Raw genomic sequence first — 16,619 nt, forward strand, 5'->3', positions numbered from 1 at the left:
ATATTCGTGGAGCGGGTCCCAGAGTGCCTGCGGGTACGGCTCCGCCGGTACGTCGAAGAGCAGCCCCTCGCTGGAACCGAGGAAGTAGATGTGGACTCCCCCGGTGGCGCTTTTCGGCGTTCCGGGAGAGCGGTGGGGGGCGGAGCGGTGACTCAGGGGGCGCGACGCGGCCACTCAGCCGAGTACGGCGAGCGCGTCGATCTCGATGAGGAGGCCCTTGGGCAGGCCGACGTAGACCGTGGTGCGCGCGGCGGCGGGGGCCTTGAGGCCCTGCTCCTCGAAGTACGCGTTGTAGATCTCGTTCATCTCCGCGAAGTGGTCCACGTCGGTGAGGTAGACGCGCATCATCATCACGTCGTCCCAGCTCGCGCCGCCCTCCTCCAGGATCGCCTTGACGTTGGCGAAGGTCTGGAGGGTCTGCTCGCGCAGGGTGGGGCCGGCCGGGGTCGGCGCCTGGCCCTCCACGGCGGGGAGGAAGCCGACCTGGCCGGCGACCTGGAGGATGTTCCCCTTCTTCACCCCGTGCGAGAACTTCGCGGGCGGGGTGGTGTGGGTGCTGGGGGTGAGGGCGGTCTTCTCGGTCATGGAGTGTCCTTAAACAGTGCGGTGTTCTGCGGTGCGGGGGTGTTCCGGGGGCCAAGGCGCCGCGGCGCTACGGCGGGGGTACGGCCGTGCCCGAGTACTCCCGGCTGATGGCGTCCGCGGTGCGGCGCAACAGCGGCAGGAGGGCGAGCAGTTCCTCGGCGGTGACCACGACGTTCGGCGCGGAGACCGACATCGCGGCGACCACGCGCCCGTCGGCTCCCCGGACGGGGGCGCCGACGCAGTTGATGGACTCCTCGTGGCCGCCGAGGTCCGTGGCCCAGCCCTGTTCGCGCACGACGGCGAGTTCGCGGAGGAACGCGGGCGCGTTGGGCGTCGAACGGGGCGTGTACGCCGGGTAGTCGAGCCGTTCGGCGACGGCCCGGCGCTCCGGCTCGGGGAGGTCGGCGAGGAGCAGTTTGGCGACGGCCGCGACCGACATGGCGACGGTCTTGCCGATGCGCGAGTACATGCGGACCGGGTAGCGGCTGTCGACCTTGTCGATGTAGAGGACCTCGCCCTCCTCGTACACGGCGAGGTGGACCGTGTGTCCGCAACTCTCGTTGAGCTCCACGAGGTGCGGGTGGGCGATCTCGCGGACGTCGAGGTTCTCGACGGCCTCCTGGGCGAGCGCGAAGAGGCGGGCGCCGAGCCGGTAGCGCTGGTCCTCCTGGCGGTAGACGAGCCCGTGTTCGCGCAGGGTACGCAGCAGGCGCAGGGCCGTGGACTTGTGGACGCCGAGGCGGTCGGCGACGCGGCCCAGGTCGGCGGGGCCCTCGGCGAGCAGCGGCAGGATGCTGAGCGCGCGGTCGACGGTCTGGCTCATCCGAGTGTTCCTTCCGCGGCGTGCCCGGGCTCCTGACCGGCTGCCGTACGCCCCGTCCATCCGGGCCCGAGTCGCAGTCTCCCCCAGGCCGCGTCGTCCAGCGCGGCAAGCCGGTCGGCGTGGGCGCGGGCCGGGGGGTGGGCGAGGTCGCCGGGGACGGTGAGGACGGCGGCGGCCATCAGGTGGCCGTGGCGGACGCGGTCGCGGACGGGCAGTCGGCGCAGGGTGGCGGAGAGGAAGCCTGCCGCGAAGGCGTCGCCGGCCCCCACGGCGGCGACCACGTCCACGCGGAGGGCCGGGACGGCTGTGATCTCGTCCGTTCCGGGGCCGGGCGGGGTGTCCGCGGGGCGGGCGAGGACCGTGGCGCCGTCCGCGCCGTGCTTGACCACGAGGACGGCGGGCTCCGGCAGGGCGGCGCGGATGGCGTCGGGGCCGTGCACGCCCCATGCCTCCGCCGCCTCGTCCTCGCCGACGAACACCACGTCGGCGCCGCGTGCCAGGTCCCGCAGGACCCCGGGCCCCGCGGGGTGTCCGCGCCAGAGGCGGGGGCGGTGGTTGATGTCGAAGGAGACCAGGGGGCGGCCGGGGCGCTGGGCGGTGAGGGTGCGCAGCAGGGCGAGGCAGTCGTCGGAGAGCGCGGCGGTGATGCCGGACAGGTGGAGGACGCGCCCGGCGAAGAGCGCGTCGTACGGGGCGTTCAGCGGCGACATCGCGGAGGCGGCGGACCCGGCCCGGTAGTAGGCGACCTCGTGGTCGCCGTCGGCGCGGTCGGCTGCGGTGCGGAAGTAGACGCCGGTGGGGCGGTCGGGGTCGCGCAGGACGGCGGAGGTGTCGACCCCGTGGCCGGCGATCGTGTCGACCAGGTGGTCGCCGAAGCCGTCCTCACCGACCCGGCCGACCCAGGCCGCGCGGTGTCCGGCCCCGGCCAGGGCGCAGGCGACGTTGGACTCGGCGCCGCCGATTCCGCGCAGGAAGGCGGGTACGTCGGCGAGGCGGCCGGGCTCGGTGGGCAGGAAGGTCACCATCGACTCGCCGAGGCAGACGACGTCCACGGCAGCGGCGTCGGCACCGGTGGTCCCGGCGTCCGCCGGGTCGGCCGTTCCCGTTCCCGCTGCGGTTCCGGGCACCTGGGCTCCTCGCTGGTCACTGTCGGCAGGGCTGCTGCTCCGCCGGCTCGTCGTTGACCCGGCGTCGGCTCGGATGTTAGACAGCCTGGAGCGACATACGCAATGAGCGTTGCAGAGGACGCAACGCTCGGAGGAATCGGGAGAGGGGATTCGCATGGCAGCCGACGCGACATCCGGGAACGGAACCACGGGCACCGCCGCGGCCGGCCCGGCCGAGGACGCGGTGACGGTCGCGGAGAGGTACGCCGCCGCGCTCGCCGACGAGCGGATCGACTCCCGTTTCAAGGGCCTGCCGCCGGACGCCGCCGGGCTCACCGTGGGTGCTCTCGCCGCCGAGGCCCGGCCTCTCTTCTCCGGCGGGTTCACCACCCCGCTGCTGACGCTCTCCGCCGAGTCGCTCGCCGACAACCTCGCGCTCCTGGAGACGTACACCGAGCGGCACGGCCTGGCCTTCGCGCCGCACGGCAAGACCTCGATGTCCCCGCAGCTCTTCGCCCGCCAGCTCCGGCACGGCGCCTGGGGCATCACCGCCGCCGTCCCGCACCAGGCCCGCGTCTACCGCGACCACGGCATCCGGCGGATCTTCCTCGCCAACGAGGTGGTGGACCCGGTGGCGCTGACCTGGCTGGCGGGCGAGCTGGACGCGGACCCGGAGTTCACCTTCGTCGCGTACGTCGACTCGGTACGCGGGGTCGAGTTGATGGACGAGGCGCTGCGCGCGGCGGGCGCCCGACGCGCGGTGGACGTGGTGGTGGAGCTGGGCGCGGGCGAGGGCGCCCGTACCGGCGTGCGTACGGAGGCGGAGGCCGCGGCGGTCGCGGACGCGGTCGCCGCCGTGTCCACGCTGCGACTGGTCGGGGTCGCCGGCTACGAGGGCGAGGTGCCGAAGGCCACGCCGGAGCGGGTCGCCGACTGGCTGCGCCGACTCGTGGCGCTCGCCGTGGAGTTCGACGAGGCGGGCAGGTTCGACGGACTCACCGGGGGCGAGGAGGTCTTGGTGAGCGCGGGCGGCAGTGCCTGGTTCGACGTGGTCGCCGAGGTGTTCGCCGACATCCCCGAACTGAGCCGCCCGGTCTGCGCGTTGCTGCGCTCGGGGGCGTACGTCTCGCACGACGACGGCCAGTACCGCAATCTCACCCCCTTCAACCGGGTACCCGAGGAAGGGGAGTTGCGGGCCGCCTTCCGGCTGTGGACGCAGGTGGTCTCGCGCCCCACCGACGGCCAGGCGTTCGTCAACGCGGGCAAGCGGGACGCCGCCCACGACCTCCACCTCCCCGAGGCCCAGGTGGTCCGTTCGGCGCGCGACGGATCGGTGCGGCCCGCCACCGGCATCACCGTCACCGGTCTCTCCGACCAGCACGGCTGGCTGGCCACCGAGCCGGGCACCGGCCTCGAGGTCGGCGACTGGGTAGGCCTGGGGCTCTCGCACCCGTGCACCTCCTTCGACAAGTGGCAGCTCATCCCCGTGGTGCGCGAGGACGGCACGGTCGAGGATTACCTGCGCACGTACTTCTGAGCCGCGCCACACCCACCGCACCACCGCAACCGCACCACAGAGCCCCGGGAGGGTCGCCATGGACCTCGTCATCCGCGACGCGCGCGTCATCGACGGCAGTGGGGGTCCGTCCTTCCGGGCGGACGTCGCCGTGGACGGCGGGCGGATCTCCGCGATCCACCCGGAGGGCTCCCCGGGCCCCCGCCCGACCGCCCGCCGCACCCTGGAGGCGGACGGTCTGGCGCTGGCCCCCGGGTTCATCGACATGCACGCCCACAGCGACCTCGCGCTGCTCCGCGACCCCGACCACAGCGCCAAGGCCGCCCAGGGCGTGACGCTCGAAGTCCTGGGCCAGGACGGCCTGTCGTACGCCCCCGTGGACGACCGCACCCTCGCCGAGGTGCGCCGGACCATCGCCGGGTGGAACGGCGACGGCGAGGACCTCGACCTCGACTGGCGGACGGTCGGCGAGTATCTCGACCGCCTTGACGGGAACTTCGGCGGTGAGGGCATCGCCGTCAACGCCGCCTATCTGGTCCCGCAGGGCACCGTCCGGATGTACGCGGTGGGCTGGGAGGACCGCCCCGCGACCGGTGCCGAGCTGGACCGGATGCGTGAACTCGTCGCCCAGGGAATGCGGGAGGGTGCGTTCGGCATGTCGTCCGGCCTGACCTACACCCCCGGGATGTACGCGGACGACGCCGAACTCACCGAACTCTGCCGCGTGGTGGCCGAGCACGGCGGCTACTACTGCCCGCACCACCGCTCGTACGGGGCCGGTGCGCTGGAGGCGTACGAGGAGATGGTGCGGCTCACCCGCAAGGCGGGGTGCGCGCTCCATCTCGCCCACGCCACCATGAACTTCGGGGTGAACGAGGGCCGCGCGCCCGAGCTGCTCGACCTGCTCGACCGGGCGCTGGACGAGGGCGCCGACATCTCCCTGGACACATATCCGTACACACCGGGGTGCACCACGCTGGTGGCGATGCTGCCCAGTTGGGCGAGCGAGGGCGGCCCGGAGGCGACCCTGGCGCGGCTCGCGGACCCGGCCGCCGCCGCGCGGATACGCCACGACCTGGAGGTGACCGGATCGGACGGCTGCCACGGGGTGCCGATCGACTGGGACACCATCGAGATCTCCGGCGTCACCGTCCCCGGGCTCGCCGGGTACGTGGGGCGCACGGTCGCCGCGTCGGCCCGGGAGCGCGGCGAGGAGCCGTGGGCCACCGCGCGGCGGCTGCTCGACCAGGACCGGCTCGGCTCGACGATCCTCCAGCACGTGGGGCACGAGGAGAACGTCCGCCGGATCATGCGCCACCGGGTGCACACCGGCGGCAGCGACGGCATCCTGCGCGGCGACAAGCCGCACCCGCGTGCTTACGGCACCTTCCCGCACTATATCGGCCGGTACGCGCGGGAGTTGGGCGTCCTCTCGCTGGAGGAGTGCGTGGCCCATCTGACCTCCCGTCCGGCGGCCCGGCTGCGGCTGACGGACCGGGGGCTGGTCCGCCCCGGGTACCGCGCCGACCTCGTACTCTTCGATCCTTCGACGGTGGCGGCGGGTTCGACGTTCGAGGCTCCCCGGACCCTGCCGGTGGGCATTCCGTACGTGCTGATCGACGGCCGGTTCGTCATGGAGGACGGCCGCAGGACCCAGGCCCTCGCGGGCCGTTCGGTCCGCTCGACCGCGCGCTGAGCCGACGCGCGCTGAGCCGACACACGCGGAGCCGACGCACGCTGAGCCGACGCGCGCGGGCCCCGGTCCGGGGCCCGGGGCCCGCCGAACACCGCTACCGCGTCACGGCTTGGGCAGGGCGCACCCGGTGCGGGTGAGGTCGATCACGCTGCCGGGTCCGACGCAGGGCACGATGCCGTAGGTCTCCTGGGCGTAGTTGATGCCCTGGCGCACGGTGACCGTGCCGTTGGCGTCGACCTCGCACGGGTTGTTCTCCGTGCACTGCTCCCCGTCCTCGTTGCCGGTGTTGTTGACCGCGACCACCTTGCCGGTGGCGTTGTCGATCACCGGGGAGCCCGAGGTGCCACCGATGGTCTGGCAGGCCGAGGTGTAGCGGACCGAGTCCTTCCAGGTCCACGCGCCTTCCTTGAGGCGGTAGACGAAACCGTCCACCGCGCAGGAGTAGGTCCGCTTCCAGTAGCCGGACGCGACCGTGATCGCGGTGCCCTGGACGGGGTGCGTGGCGGAGAGCTCCAGCGCCTTGATGCCGTAGCTGCTCTCTATCTGGGCGTAGGTGCGGGTGAGTTGGTACAGGGAGATGTCGGTGTCGGTCATCGTGCCGTAGGCGATCTTGCTGGCTCGCAGGGTGCCGACTCCGGTGCCGGCCGCGTTGAGCAGCGTGAAGGAGCGGGTGGACGCGCGGTTCACGATGACCTGCCCGGCGGCCGGGAAGCCCGTCTCCAGGCAGTGCCCGTTGGAGAGGACCAGCGCGGGATCGGTGGACAGGGCGGTGGGGGTACGGACGACGGAGCCGGAACAGTTGCTCAGCGCCACGGTGCCGGCGAATCCGACCGCCTGCACGGCGGCGACGCCCGGGGCCGCGGAGGCGGCGATGCCCGGGGCCGCGGAGGTGGCGATGCCCGGGGCCGCGGAGGTGGCGATGCCCGGGGCCGACTTGCCGACCGACGCGGACGCCGGGGAGGCGCCCGCCCCGGAGTCGGTGGCTGCGACCGCGGGCACCGCGCCGGCGGCGAGAAGCAGGGCGCTCAGGAGCGCGGCGACGAGAGGCTTTTTCATGGGGGGTCCCCTCCGTTGACCTGGTGCGCGGACACGCCGGGGTCGGCGGGCCCGCACACGCGTGACCGGAGATCTTCCGGTCTTGGCATGAGCATGTTCACGTACCGGCCCTCCCCCCACAAGGGGCGAAATCAAGCCGCTGACGGCGGGCCCGGCGCGGCGGAAGACGACCCGATCGGCGCGGCTCGGCACGAGGGAAGGCGACCCGGTCGAGGCGGCCCCGGCGCGGGGAGACGCACAGGTTCCACCGCCTTCGCACGGCATCCGTTCACCCGGCGCCCATGACGCGTTCCACCGCCGGTCGACCGGCTGCCGGACGATCGTCCCTCCGGACACCGCCTCCGACAGGCCCTGCCCCGGCGGGCGGCATCTCCGGCCCCGGGCTGTCCGGCCAGGTCCAGGACGACGCGCGCAGAGAGACGACCGTGACGAACCGGAACACCGCACCCACCCCTGCCCAGCGCCGTGACTCCGTCGGCCGCCGGGGCTTCCTCCGCGGCTCGGCGGGGGCTTCGGCGGCGCTGCTCGCCGCGCCGACGGCGCTCGGTTGGCTGCTCGGCCCCCAGACCGCCTCGGCCGCGGCCACCGCCACGACGGCCGCCAAGCCCGCCAAGGCCGCCGTGTCGGGGCTCGCCTTCATCGACAGCTACCGCACCAACACCATGGACAGCCTCGACCCGGCGGCCAACGCCGGTGTCCGGGTGCTGGCCGGCATGAACCGGATCTGGCGGACCGGCACCACCTGGAACAACGGCTCTGCCGTCCGCCCCGACATCCTGCGCGCCAACATGCGCTACTGCGCCACCGTCACCCGGCACCGGACGGCCGCCCAGGAGCGCGACGCCTTCGTGTACGACCGCCAGCACCAGAGTTACGCGGTCATCGCCGGCCTCGGCCCGCTCGCCGCCCCCTACCTGGCCGGATCGAAGGCCGTCACGTCGGTCGCCACCGCCCCCGTCACCACCCCGCCCACCGCGATCAGCGACACCCTGCCCGCCGGCGCCCCCGCCGGTTCGGCGATCGGCGCGGGCGCCACCGACTCGGCGCTGGGAGCGGTGGTCACCCTCGTCAACACCGTGCGCGGCCCCTACGCCTCCGGGAACCCGGGCAAGTACGCCTACCAGTACCCGCGTCCGTGGCGGATGACCGAGGAGAGCGAGGTCGTCGACACCGGCACGGTCGACGCCCTCGGCTACCCGGTCTACCGCAGCGAGGTCTCCGTCACCCCGCTGCTGTTCCGTCAGCGCGGCCTGTCCCCGGTGGACGACGCCGGCTTCGCGAGCGGCCACACCAACGCCTTCTACCTGGCGGCACTCGCGCTGGCGTACGCCGTCCCGGAGCGCTTCCAGGAGCTGGTCGCCCGCGCCTCGGACCTCAGCCACACCCGGATCGTGGCGGGCATGCACTCCCCGCTCGACGTGATCGGCGGCAGGATCCTGGCCACCGCGCTGGCCGCCGCCACCCTCGCGGACCCTGTGAACGCGGAGCTGAAGGCGACCGCCCGTGCCCAGGCCGCCGCGTACTTCCGCACCGCGACCGGCTCGGCCGACCTGAACGCGTACGCCCACACTCCGGTGGCCGGCTCCCCCGCCGACCCGTACGCCGACCGTGCGGCCAACGCCACCCGCGTCGCCCCCCGCCTCACCTACGTACTGCGGCGCGAGAGCCACGGTGGCCGGGACACCGGTTTCGAGGTCCCCGAGGGTGCGGAGGTATTGCTGGAGACGCGGTTCCCCTACCTCGACGCGGAGCAGCGTCGCGAGGTGCTGCGTACCACCGCGCTGCCCGCCGGTTACGTGCTGCTGGACGGCGACGACCGGTACGGCTCCGAGCCGTGGGGCAGGCTGGACCTCTTCACGGCCGCCGACGGGTACGGCGCATTCGACCACGACGTGACCGTCGGCCCGGACGCCCGGGACGGCGGCTTCGGCGCCCTGGACACCTGGCGCAACGACATCGGCGGACGCGGCGGCCTCACCAAGCGGGGCACCGGCACCCTGGTCCTGACCGGCGCGAACACCTACACCGGCACCACGAACGTGGCCGGCGGCGTGCTGGTCGCCGCGTCCGCCGGAGCCCTCGGCCGGGGCGACGTGACCCTGACCGCCGGCTCCCTGCGACTGGACCCGGCGCGCGGCGGGGTCCGCGTCCGGGGCGGCTACGCCCAGGCGTCCGGCACCGTGCTGGACGTGACGGTCCGTCCCGGCGGGGGCGACGTGCTGGAGGCGGACGGCCGCGTGGTGCTGGGCGACCGGAGCGAGCTCCGGCTGCGACTCGCGGAAGGCTTCGGACGTACCGCCACGGTCCCGGTGATCGGGGCCCGCGCGCTCCAGGGCCAGTTCCGCACCCTCACCGTGGAGGGGGACCGCTACCGCGCCGAGCCCGTGCACACCCGCACCGGCCTGTCGGTACGCCTGACGCGCCGCTGAACGCCTGACGCGCCGCTGGCACCCGGCCGACACGACCAGGAAGCGGCGGCGCCCGGTTCAGCTCCCGGCCGCCGCCGCTTCCCTCGCGTAGGTCACGGCCTGGAGCAGGGAGAGGCCGGGCTCGGCGCGGCGCAGCGCCCTGACCGCTTCGGTGGAGTCGGCGGGTCCCGCGTAGCCGGCCGCCGTGAGCCGGTCCCGCACCCAACGGACGCGCAGCTCCTCCTCGGGGCGGTCGGTGTACCGCCCGACGAGGGCGAGCGCACGCTCCAGGCCGGGCCGGTCGGAGTCCGGCGCCGCTGCCAGTTCCTCGCGCAGCTCGGCGAGAATCCCGTCGGCGTCGTGCAGGACGAGTACGGCGAGGTGGTTCTTCGTGAGGAGGCCCATGCCTGCACTCTTCCCGGGCGGCGCGTCCCCGGTGCGCGGGTTGAGCAACATCTGAGGCGGCACGCTCCGGCCGGGCGACGACCGGACCTCCGTACGGACCGACCGGGCTTCCGTACACACGTGCGCATTCAGGCCCGCCGGTCACGCGCGCGTACGAACGGGTGACCCGGGTGGCGCATCTCACCCGGGTTCGCGGCGCGCACCCGCATTCCAAGCCGCACCACCGGCACGACCGGACGTTCCCACGGCTCACCCGCCCGGCCGCATGGCGATGGAAGCCTCGGCGACCGGCCGGCGCGTCCCCCGGGGCACCGCCGGGCCGTGAGCCCCGAGCACCCCGCGAAACACCGCCGTAAGCTCGCTGACATGCAGGTCATCCAGTCCACGAAGCTCGCCAACGTCTGCTACGAGATCAGGGGCCCCGTGCTGGAGGAGGCGATGCGGCTGGAAGCGGCCGGTCAGCGCATCCTCAAGCTGAACACGGGCAACCCGGCGGCGTTCGGTTTCGAGTGCCCGCCCGAGATCCTCGAAGACATCCTGCGCAACGTCGCGGGGGCGCACGGATACGGCGACGCGAAGGGCCTGTTGTCCGCGCGCCGGGCTGTGATGCAGCACTACCAGACCAAGGGCATCCCGCTGGACGTCGAGGACATCTACCTCGGCAACGGCGTCTCCGAGCTGATCCAGATGTCGATGCAGGCGCTGCTGGACGACGGCGACGAGGTCCTCGTACCGGCGCCCGACTACCCGCTCTGGACCGCCTCGGTCTCGCTGGCGGGCGGTACGGCGGTGCACTACCGCTGCGACGAGCAGGCCGACTGGATGCCGGACCTCGCCGACATCGAGCGGAAGATCACGGACCGCACCAAGGCCATCGTGATCATCAACCCGAACAATCCGACCGGCGCCGTCTACGACGACGAGATGCTGCGCGGCCTGACGGAGATCGCCCGCCGCCACGGCCTGGTCGTCTGCTCCGACGAGATCTACGACCGCATCCTCTACGACGGCGCCACCCACACCCCGACCGCGGCGATCGCCCCGGACCTGCTGGTCCTCACCTTCAACGGCCTGTCCAAGAACTACCGGGTGGCCGGTTACCGCTCCGGGTGGCTGGCGGTGTGCGGGCCGAAGGAGCACGCCTCCTCGTACATCGAGGGGCTGACCATCCTCGCCAACATGCGGCTCTGCGCCAACATGCCGGCCCAGCACGCGGTGGCCACGGCGCTCGGCGGCCGGCAGTCGATCGACGATCTGGTGCTGCCGGGTGGCCGGATTCTGGAGCAGCGGGACGTGGCGTACGACCTGCTGACGCAGATCCCCGGGGTGACCTGCGTGAAGCCGAAGGGCGCCCTGTACCTCTTCCCCCGGCTCGATCCGAAGGTCTACAAAATCAAGGACGACCGGCAGATGGTGCTCGACCTGCTGCGGGCCGAGAAGATCATGGTGGTGCACGGCACCGGGTTCAACTGGCCGGAACCCGACCATTTCCGGGTGGTCACGCTGCCCTCGGCGGAGGACCTCAGGGACGCGGTGACGCGGATCGCGCACTTCCTGGACGGCTACAGCCAGCCCTGAGCGCCTCCCCACCGTGAGCGTGGGCCCGCGGGCAGGGCGATCGGGCCGGTCGGCCCGGGCAGCCGTCTCAGACGGTCGGGACCAGGCGGGCCACCGCCGACAGGGCCTCGGCGTGCGCGTCCATGCGTTCCGCCGCGAGGATCGCCGCGGCGGTGTCGGCGCGCGACGCCGCCACCACGAGTGCCCGCCCCGCGAGGGCGTGGGCGCGACGGTGCAGGACGGCGGGCGAGGCGTCGATCAGCCCGGCGTGCCGGGCCGGGGGTGCGCCGCGCAGCCGGGACACCTGCTCGGCGATACGGTCCCCGGCGGCGTCGAGGCCCAGTTCGTCGGTGACGGAGAGCAGTGCGGCGAGGTGACCGGCGAGCTGGATGTCCAGCTCCTCCTCGCGGCTGCGGTGCGGGAATCCGGCGGTGTCGGCCGGCGTGTGGACCGAGGGGGTACGGATCGGCTCGTACATGGGTGGCCTCCAGGTTCTGCTGGATAGCCATCCTATCTTGGAATCAGTCTAAAGTTGTGCCCGATCCGCCAAGCATGAGGGCGGGGGGACGCGTGCGCCGCTCGCGTCCCCCCGCCCTCCGGCGACCCGGTGCGGGCCGCCGTCCGGATCAGGCCGCCGGCTTGCGGACCCGGACGGTCGCCGTGGCACCGCTCGCGAGATGCAGGTCGTCGCCCGCGTAGCCGATCTCGTACACCACCTCGCCGTTGGCGCCGGGGATGTCGTCGACGATGAAGGAGCCGTCCGCCGCGACGGCGGCCGACGTCAGCGCGTAGCTGCCCTTCTTGTCGGTCCGCACCACCGAGAGCGTGATCCCGGCGGGCAGCGCGCGGCCCTGCCCGGTGAGGGTGCCGGTGATCCGCAGCCCCACCCCCTTGGTGCCCTCGGCCGGGGCGGTCAGCGCGATCGCGGTCGGCGCCTTCGCCACCACGGTCTCCAGGGAGACGTCCTCGGTCGGGCGGTGGGTCAGGTCACCGGTGAACGAGACCGTGTACGTGGCCGGGCCGACCACCGACGGCACGTCCAGCACGGTGAACGTCCCGTCGGCGTCGACCTCGGCGGCGGCGAGCGTACGGTCACCGTTGGCATCGTGGCGTACGGCCGTCACCTTGACCGGCTGCGCGGGTGCGGGCCCGTCGATCTCCAGTCGGCCCCGGATGCCGAGGGGCTCGCCGACCACGGGCTGCGAGACGTTCGTGGCGAGCGCACCGGTGAAGCGGGTGTCGTACTGGGCGGCGGGCGGCCGGATGACGTGCAGCCAGTACTCGTACCCGCTGCCGCCGTTGGTGACGGCGAAGAGGCGGGAGCCGTCCTCGGACCAGGCGAGTCCGCGCGGCTGGACCTTGTTCCCGTCGAGTGCGCCCTCGAAGGCGAACTCCAGCGGGGGCGTGGCGTCCGTCGGGTCGGCGGCCTGGATCAGCAGGTCGGCGGTGGAGCCGGTGGCGGCGGCGCCGCGGGCGATGTACTTACCGTCGCCGCTGAAGGCGACCGCGCTGGCCACGGCCCCTTCGGGGAGCGGCTGGTAGGCCGCGGAAGCGTCCGAGAGGTCGTCCGCGTTCAGCAGCCGGGTGCCGGTACGGGCGTCGGCGACGGCGATCCGCTCACCGTCCGGGGACTGGGCCACGTCCCGCATGTCCAGGCCCCCCTGTCCGGCGCCGTCGGCGAACCGGCGCTCGGCGGTGCGGACCAGGCTGGTCCCGCTCGCGTCGAAGACGGCGAGGTGCGGGTCGGTCACGGCGGTTCCCCGGGGCTGGGCCATGACCAGCCGGTCCGGGATCTGCGGGGTGCTGAAGAGCCGCAGCCGGCCGGTGTCGTTCCAGCCCGTCGAGACGTGCGTACCGTCGCCCGCCCCGTACACGGTGTAGGTCCGGTTGTCGCAGTCGCTGTCGCTGTTGGTCCCGGTGTACCAGAACCGGCCGCCCGCGTAGCCGGTGTCCCGGGGGCAGTACACGTCGTACGTTCCGTACACCCGGCCGGTGCGGGCGTAGGTGGTGGTGTCGAACGAGATCACGCCCGACGTCTGGCTGACCTCCAGCGTGGAGCCGTCCGAGCTGAGGGCCATGGTGGACGGCACGTCGTCCGTCGTCAGGGTGGTGACCTTGTCGCCGTCGAAGTCGTAGACCTGGACCGAACCCGTACCGCTGGTCCGGCGGTCGTCGGTGACGTAGACGCGCTGGTGGACCGAGTCGACGACCAGCGAACCGAAGGAGCTGATCGGCAGTTTGACGACCTGCTCCCCGGCCGTCCCGGTACCGGCGGCCTGCGCGGCGGGCACGCCCAGCGCGGTCAGCGCGACGGCTCCCAACGAGAGTGCGGCGACCGCGGCGGCGGCCCGCGAGCGTAGCTTCGAGTTCCTCAACGTACATCCCCCACAGACGTGTTGACGCCTCCGGGCGACTCCCGGAAGCGCGCGGGAAACAGGTAACTACCGTGAACGCCTCGCACGCAAGGGATTACTGAAAACCGGCGTGTCACGCACTCGGACGACACGTCCCGAACGACGCGGCCCCCGGAACCGTGATGGTTCCAGGGGCCGTTCACGCCTTCACTGCGGGAGTCTCACCGTGGGTCATCCCAGGCGCTGCACCAACGCCCGGTACTCGTCCCACAGTTCCTTCGGCGTGTGGTCGCCGAAGGTGTTGAGGTGCTCGGGGACCAGCGCCGCCTCCTCGCGCCAGACCTCCTTGTCGACGGTGAGCAGGAAGTCCAACTCGGCTTCGGAGAGCCCGAGTCCGTCGGTGTCGAGCGAGCCCTTGGCCGGAAGGATGCCGATCGGCGACTCGACGCCCTCCGCCGTGCCCTCCAGTCGTTCCACGATCCACTTGAGCACCCGGCTGTTCTCGCCGAACCCGGGCCAGACGAACCGGCCCGCGTCGTCCTTGCGGAACCAGTTCACGTAGTAGATCTTGGGCAGCTTCGACTGGTCGGGCTTGTCCGCGCCCACCTTGATCCAGTGGTTCATGTAGTCGCCCATGTTGTAACCGCAGAACGGCAGCATGGCGAACGGGTCGCGGCGCAGCTCGCCGACCTTGCCCTCGGCGGCGGCGGTCTTCTCGGAGGCGACGTTGGCGCCGAGGAAGACGCCGTGCTGCCAGGTGAAGGACTCGGTGACCAGCGGTACGGCGGTGGCGCGACGGCCTCCGAAGAGGATGGCCGAGATCGGCACACCCTTCGGGTCCTCCCACTCCGGGGCGATGATCGGGCACTGGCCGGCCGGCACGGTGAAGCGGGCGTTGGGGTGGGCGGCGGGGACGCCGGACGCGGGCGTCCAGTCGTTGCCCTTCCAGTCGGTGAGGTGCGCGGGCGGCTCCTCGGTCATGCCCTCCCACCAGACGTCGCCGTCGTCGGTGAGCGCGACGTTGGTGAAGACGGAGTTGCCCCACATCGTCTTCATGGCGTTGGCGTTGGTGTGCTCGCCGGTACCGGGCGCGACGCCGAAGAACCCGGCCTCGGGGTTGATCGCGTAGAGCCGGCCGTCCTCGCCGAAGCGCATCCAGGCGATGTCGTCGCCGATCGTCTCGACGCTCCAGCCGGAGATGGTGGGCTCCAGCATCGCGAGGTTGGTCTTGCCGCAGGCGCTCGGGAACGCGGCGGCGACATACTTCGACTCGCCACGCGGCGGCGTGAGTTTGAGGATCAGCATGTGCTCGGCGAGCCAGCCCTCGTCGCGCGCCATGACGGAGGCGATGCGCAGCGCGTAACACTTCTTGCCCAGCAGGGCGTTGCCGCCGTAGCCGGAGCCGTACGACCAGATCTCGCGGTCCTCGGGGAAGTGCGAGATGTACTTGGTGGTGTTGCACGGCCACGGTACGTCCCGCTCCCCCTCCGCGAGCGGGGCGCCGAGGGTGTGGACCGCCTTGACGAAGAAGCCGTCGGTGCCGAGTTCGTCGAGGACCTCCTGCCCCATCCGCGTCATGGTGCGCATGGAGACGGCGACGTACGCGGAGTCGGTGAGCTCCACGCCGATCGCGGAGAGCGGGGAGCCGACCGGGCCCATGCAGAAGGGCACGACGTAGAGGGTCCGGCCGCGCATCGATCCCCGGAAGACGCCCTGTTCGCCGGAGAAGATCTCCCGCATCTCGGCGGGGTCCTTCCAGTGGTTGGTCGGGCCCGCGTCCGACTCCTTCGCGGAGCAGATGAAGGTGCGGTCCTCGACGCGGGCGACGTCGCTCGGGTCGGAAGCGGCGTAGTAGGAGTTCGGGCGCAGCGTCGCGTCCAGCCTGGTGAAGGTGCCCTTGGCGACGAGCTCCTCGCACAGGCGCTCGTACTCGGCTTCTGAGCCGTCGCACCAGACCACACGGTCCGGCTGGGTGAGGGCCGCGATCTCGTCGACCCAGGAGACGAGCTCCTGGTGCCGGGTGGGAAGAGGGGAGGGAGCCGCGTTGTCGCGCGCCACGATCGCTCCTTGTCGAGGGTGGATTGCCGTTGATGCCCCGTGGGGGCTTCGACCCGGACGCTTCGACTGCGTCATCCCTGGCGCTCATCCGGTGCCGACCGCACTCATTTGATCATCCGACGCTACCGCCCATCTGTCCAGAGGGCCTCACATGTGAGCATGGCCACTCGGAGCGTGAGCATGGACGCCCCCGGAAAGGGCCTCGCGGCGTGGCCGTGGGCGCCCGGAGGGTGAGCCTCGACACTCGTAGGCGGTACTTACGGAGGCGTAGGTAGCATGCGGACATGACTGCTGCCGGTGCGTCCGCACCCGAAACCGCCGTCCTGGACGCCGAGCCGCTCAAGCCACGGATGCGCGGCTGGCTGCACGCCGGCATGTTCCCCGCGGTGGTGGTCGCCGGACTGGCACTCATCACGCTCACGGACAGCACCAAGGGGCGGGTCGCCTGCGCGGTGTACATCCTCAGCGCCTGCCTGCTCTTCGGCGTGAGCGCGGTCTACCACCGCGGCACCTGGGGCCCGCGCGGCGAGGCGGTGCTCCGGCGGCTGGACCACGCGAACATCTTCCTGATCATCGCGGGCACGTACACACCGCTCACCCTGCTCCTGCTGCCGGATTCCACCGGGCGGCCCCTGCTGTGGGCGGTGTGGGCGGCGGCGCTGGCGGGGATCGCGTTCCGGGTGTTCTGGGTCGGCGCCCCGCGCTGGCTGTACACGCCCTGCTACATCGCGATGGGCTGGGCGGCGGTCTTCTTCCTGCCGGACTTCATGCGGGCGGGCGGCGTCGCCGTACTGGTCCTGGTCGTCGTCGGCGGACTGCTCTACAGCGCGGGCGGCGTGATCTACGGCCTCAAGCGCCCCAACCCCTCGCCGCGCTTCTTCGGCTTCCACGAGGTCTTCCACTCGCTGACCCTCGCCGCGTTCGCCGCGCACTACGTGGCCATCTCGCTCGTCGCCTACCAGCACGTCTGACCGGCCCGGCGGCCCTCAGCCCGGCCCTCGCGCAGGCCACCGGCCACCCCGCCATCGCCGACGACTCCGGCCTCTGCGTCGACG

At 72.5% G+C, this 16,619-nt stretch carries 13 protein-coding genes and 1 pseudogene; 6 read left to right on the plus strand and 8 right to left on the minus strand.

Annotated features, from left to right (window positions below; translation table 11 throughout):
• Positions 1-174: 174 nt before the first annotated feature.
• The 3 genes from ACWD3D_RS20140 to ACWD3D_RS20150 all read right to left on the minus strand — a co-directional run bounded on the left by ACWD3D_RS20140 (position 175) and on the right by ACWD3D_RS20150 (position 2,535).
• On the minus strand, positions 175-585 hold the full coding sequence (locus ACWD3D_RS20140; protein ID WP_386887679.1) for a RidA family protein: 411 nt from the start codon (positions 583-585) through the stop codon (positions 175-177).
• A gap of 67 nt (positions 586-652) precedes the next feature.
• Entirely contained in the window at positions 653-1,408 is a 756-nt protein-coding gene (locus ACWD3D_RS20145; RefSeq protein WP_451462200.1) for an IclR family transcriptional regulator, read from the minus strand.
• The gene (locus ACWD3D_RS20150; protein WP_451462201.1) at positions 1,405-2,535 is read right to left on the minus strand and encodes a sugar kinase; all 1,131 of its coding nucleotides are present in this window, start codon (positions 2,533-2,535) and stop codon (positions 1,405-1,407) included. The genes ACWD3D_RS20145 and ACWD3D_RS20150 overlap by 4 nt, the downstream gene beginning before the upstream one ends.
• Positions 2,536-2,689: 154 nt before the next feature.
• Between ACWD3D_RS20150 and ACWD3D_RS20155 the strand changes: the two genes are divergently transcribed.
• Positions 2,690-4,051 (plus strand): alanine racemase, encoded by a 1,362-nt coding sequence (locus ACWD3D_RS20155; RefSeq protein WP_451462202.1) that lies wholly within the window; start codon positions 2,690-2,692, stop codon positions 4,049-4,051.
• Positions 4,052-4,109: 58 nt separating this feature from the next.
• Entirely contained in the window at positions 4,110-5,726 is a 1,617-nt protein-coding gene (locus ACWD3D_RS20160; protein ID WP_451462203.1) for an N-acyl-D-amino-acid deacylase family protein, read from the plus strand.
• A 102-nt stretch (positions 5,727-5,828) separates the two neighbouring features.
• On the opposite strand, the gene ACWD3D_RS20165 is transcribed toward ACWD3D_RS20160, so the two are convergent.
• Positions 5,829-6,782 (minus strand): S1 family peptidase, encoded by a 954-nt coding sequence (locus ACWD3D_RS20165; protein ID WP_451462204.1) that lies wholly within the window; start codon positions 6,780-6,782, stop codon positions 5,829-5,831.
• Between the two features lie 425 nt (positions 6,783-7,207).
• On the opposite strand from ACWD3D_RS20165, the gene ACWD3D_RS20170 reads away from it, so the two are divergent.
• Positions 7,208-9,211, plus strand: coding sequence for a phosphatase PAP2 family protein (locus tag ACWD3D_RS20170; protein WP_451462205.1), 2,004 nt, complete (start codon positions 7,208-7,210; stop codon positions 9,209-9,211).
• Positions 9,212-9,268: 57 nt separating this feature from the next.
• On the opposite strand, the gene ACWD3D_RS20175 is transcribed toward ACWD3D_RS20170, so the two are convergent.
• Positions 9,269-9,595 (minus strand): hypothetical protein, encoded by a 327-nt coding sequence (locus tag ACWD3D_RS20175; protein WP_451462206.1) that lies wholly within the window; start codon positions 9,593-9,595, stop codon positions 9,269-9,271.
• Between the two features lie 366 nt (positions 9,596-9,961).
• On the opposite strand from ACWD3D_RS20175, the gene ACWD3D_RS20180 reads away from it, so the two are divergent.
• Positions 9,962-11,173: a pyridoxal phosphate-dependent aminotransferase gene (locus ACWD3D_RS20180; RefSeq protein ID WP_451462207.1), complete on the plus strand. Its 1,212-nt coding sequence runs from the start codon at positions 9,962-9,964 to the stop codon at positions 11,171-11,173.
• A gap of 67 nt (positions 11,174-11,240) precedes the next feature.
• Here ACWD3D_RS20180 and ACWD3D_RS20185 read toward each other — a convergent pair whose 3' ends face one another.
• From ACWD3D_RS20185 to ACWD3D_RS20195, 3 genes are all read right to left on the minus strand, one after another.
• Entirely contained in the window at positions 11,241-11,630 is a 390-nt protein-coding gene (locus tag ACWD3D_RS20185) for an SCO4983 family protein (protein WP_451462208.1), read from the minus strand.
• A gap of 148 nt (positions 11,631-11,778) precedes the next feature.
• Positions 11,779-13,527 carry an Ig-like domain repeat protein gene (locus ACWD3D_RS20190; protein WP_451462209.1) on the minus strand — a complete coding sequence of 583 codons (1,749 nt, stop codon included), beginning with the start codon at positions 13,525-13,527 and terminating at the stop codon, positions 11,779-11,781.
• A gap of 210 nt (positions 13,528-13,737) precedes the next feature.
• Entirely contained in the window at positions 13,738-15,564 is a 1,827-nt protein-coding gene (locus ACWD3D_RS20195; protein ID WP_451462210.1) for a phosphoenolpyruvate carboxykinase (GTP), read from the minus strand.
• Between the two features lie 284 nt (positions 15,565-15,848).
• Between ACWD3D_RS20195 and trhA the strand changes: the two genes are divergently transcribed.
• Positions 15,849-16,535 (plus strand): PAQR family membrane homeostasis protein TrhA, encoded by a 687-nt coding sequence (gene trhA / locus ACWD3D_RS20200; protein ID WP_451462211.1) that lies wholly within the window; start codon positions 15,849-15,851, stop codon positions 16,533-16,535.
• A gap of 23 nt (positions 16,536-16,558) precedes the next feature.
• Positions 16,559-16,619, plus strand: a pseudogene (locus tag ACWD3D_RS20205) (non-canonical purine NTP pyrophosphatase); the annotation flags it as partial.

The sequence above is a fragment of the Streptomyces sp. NPDC002690 genome (genome assembly GCF_053592415.1).

Coding starts and splice junctions, on each gene's coding strand:
- ACWD3D_RS20180 (WP_451462207.1), top strand. CDS start 9,962: ATGCAGGTCATCCAGTCCACGAAGCTCGCCAACGTCTGCTACGAGATC.
- ACWD3D_RS20140 (WP_386887679.1), bottom strand. CDS start 585: ATGACCGAGAAGACCGCCCTCACCCCCAGCACCCACACCACCCCGCCC.
- ACWD3D_RS20175 (WP_451462206.1), bottom strand. CDS start 9,595: ATGGGCCTCCTCACGAAGAACCACCTCGCCGTACTCGTCCTGCACGAC.
- ACWD3D_RS20165 (WP_451462204.1), bottom strand. CDS start 6,782: ATGAAAAAGCCTCTCGTCGCCGCGCTCCTGAGCGCCCTGCTTCTCGCC.
- ACWD3D_RS20160 (WP_451462203.1), top strand. CDS start 4,110: ATGGACCTCGTCATCCGCGACGCGCGCGTCATCGACGGCAGTGGGGGT.
- trhA (WP_451462211.1), top strand. CDS start 15,849: ATGACTGCTGCCGGTGCGTCCGCACCCGAAACCGCCGTCCTGGACGCC.
- ACWD3D_RS20145 (WP_451462200.1), bottom strand. CDS start 1,408: ATGAGCCAGACCGTCGACCGCGCGCTCAGCATCCTGCCGCTGCTCGCC.
- ACWD3D_RS20185 (WP_451462208.1), bottom strand. CDS start 11,630: ATGTACGAGCCGATCCGTACCCCCTCGGTCCACACGCCGGCCGACACC.
- ACWD3D_RS20155 (WP_451462202.1), top strand. CDS start 2,690: ATGGCAGCCGACGCGACATCCGGGAACGGAACCACGGGCACCGCCGCG.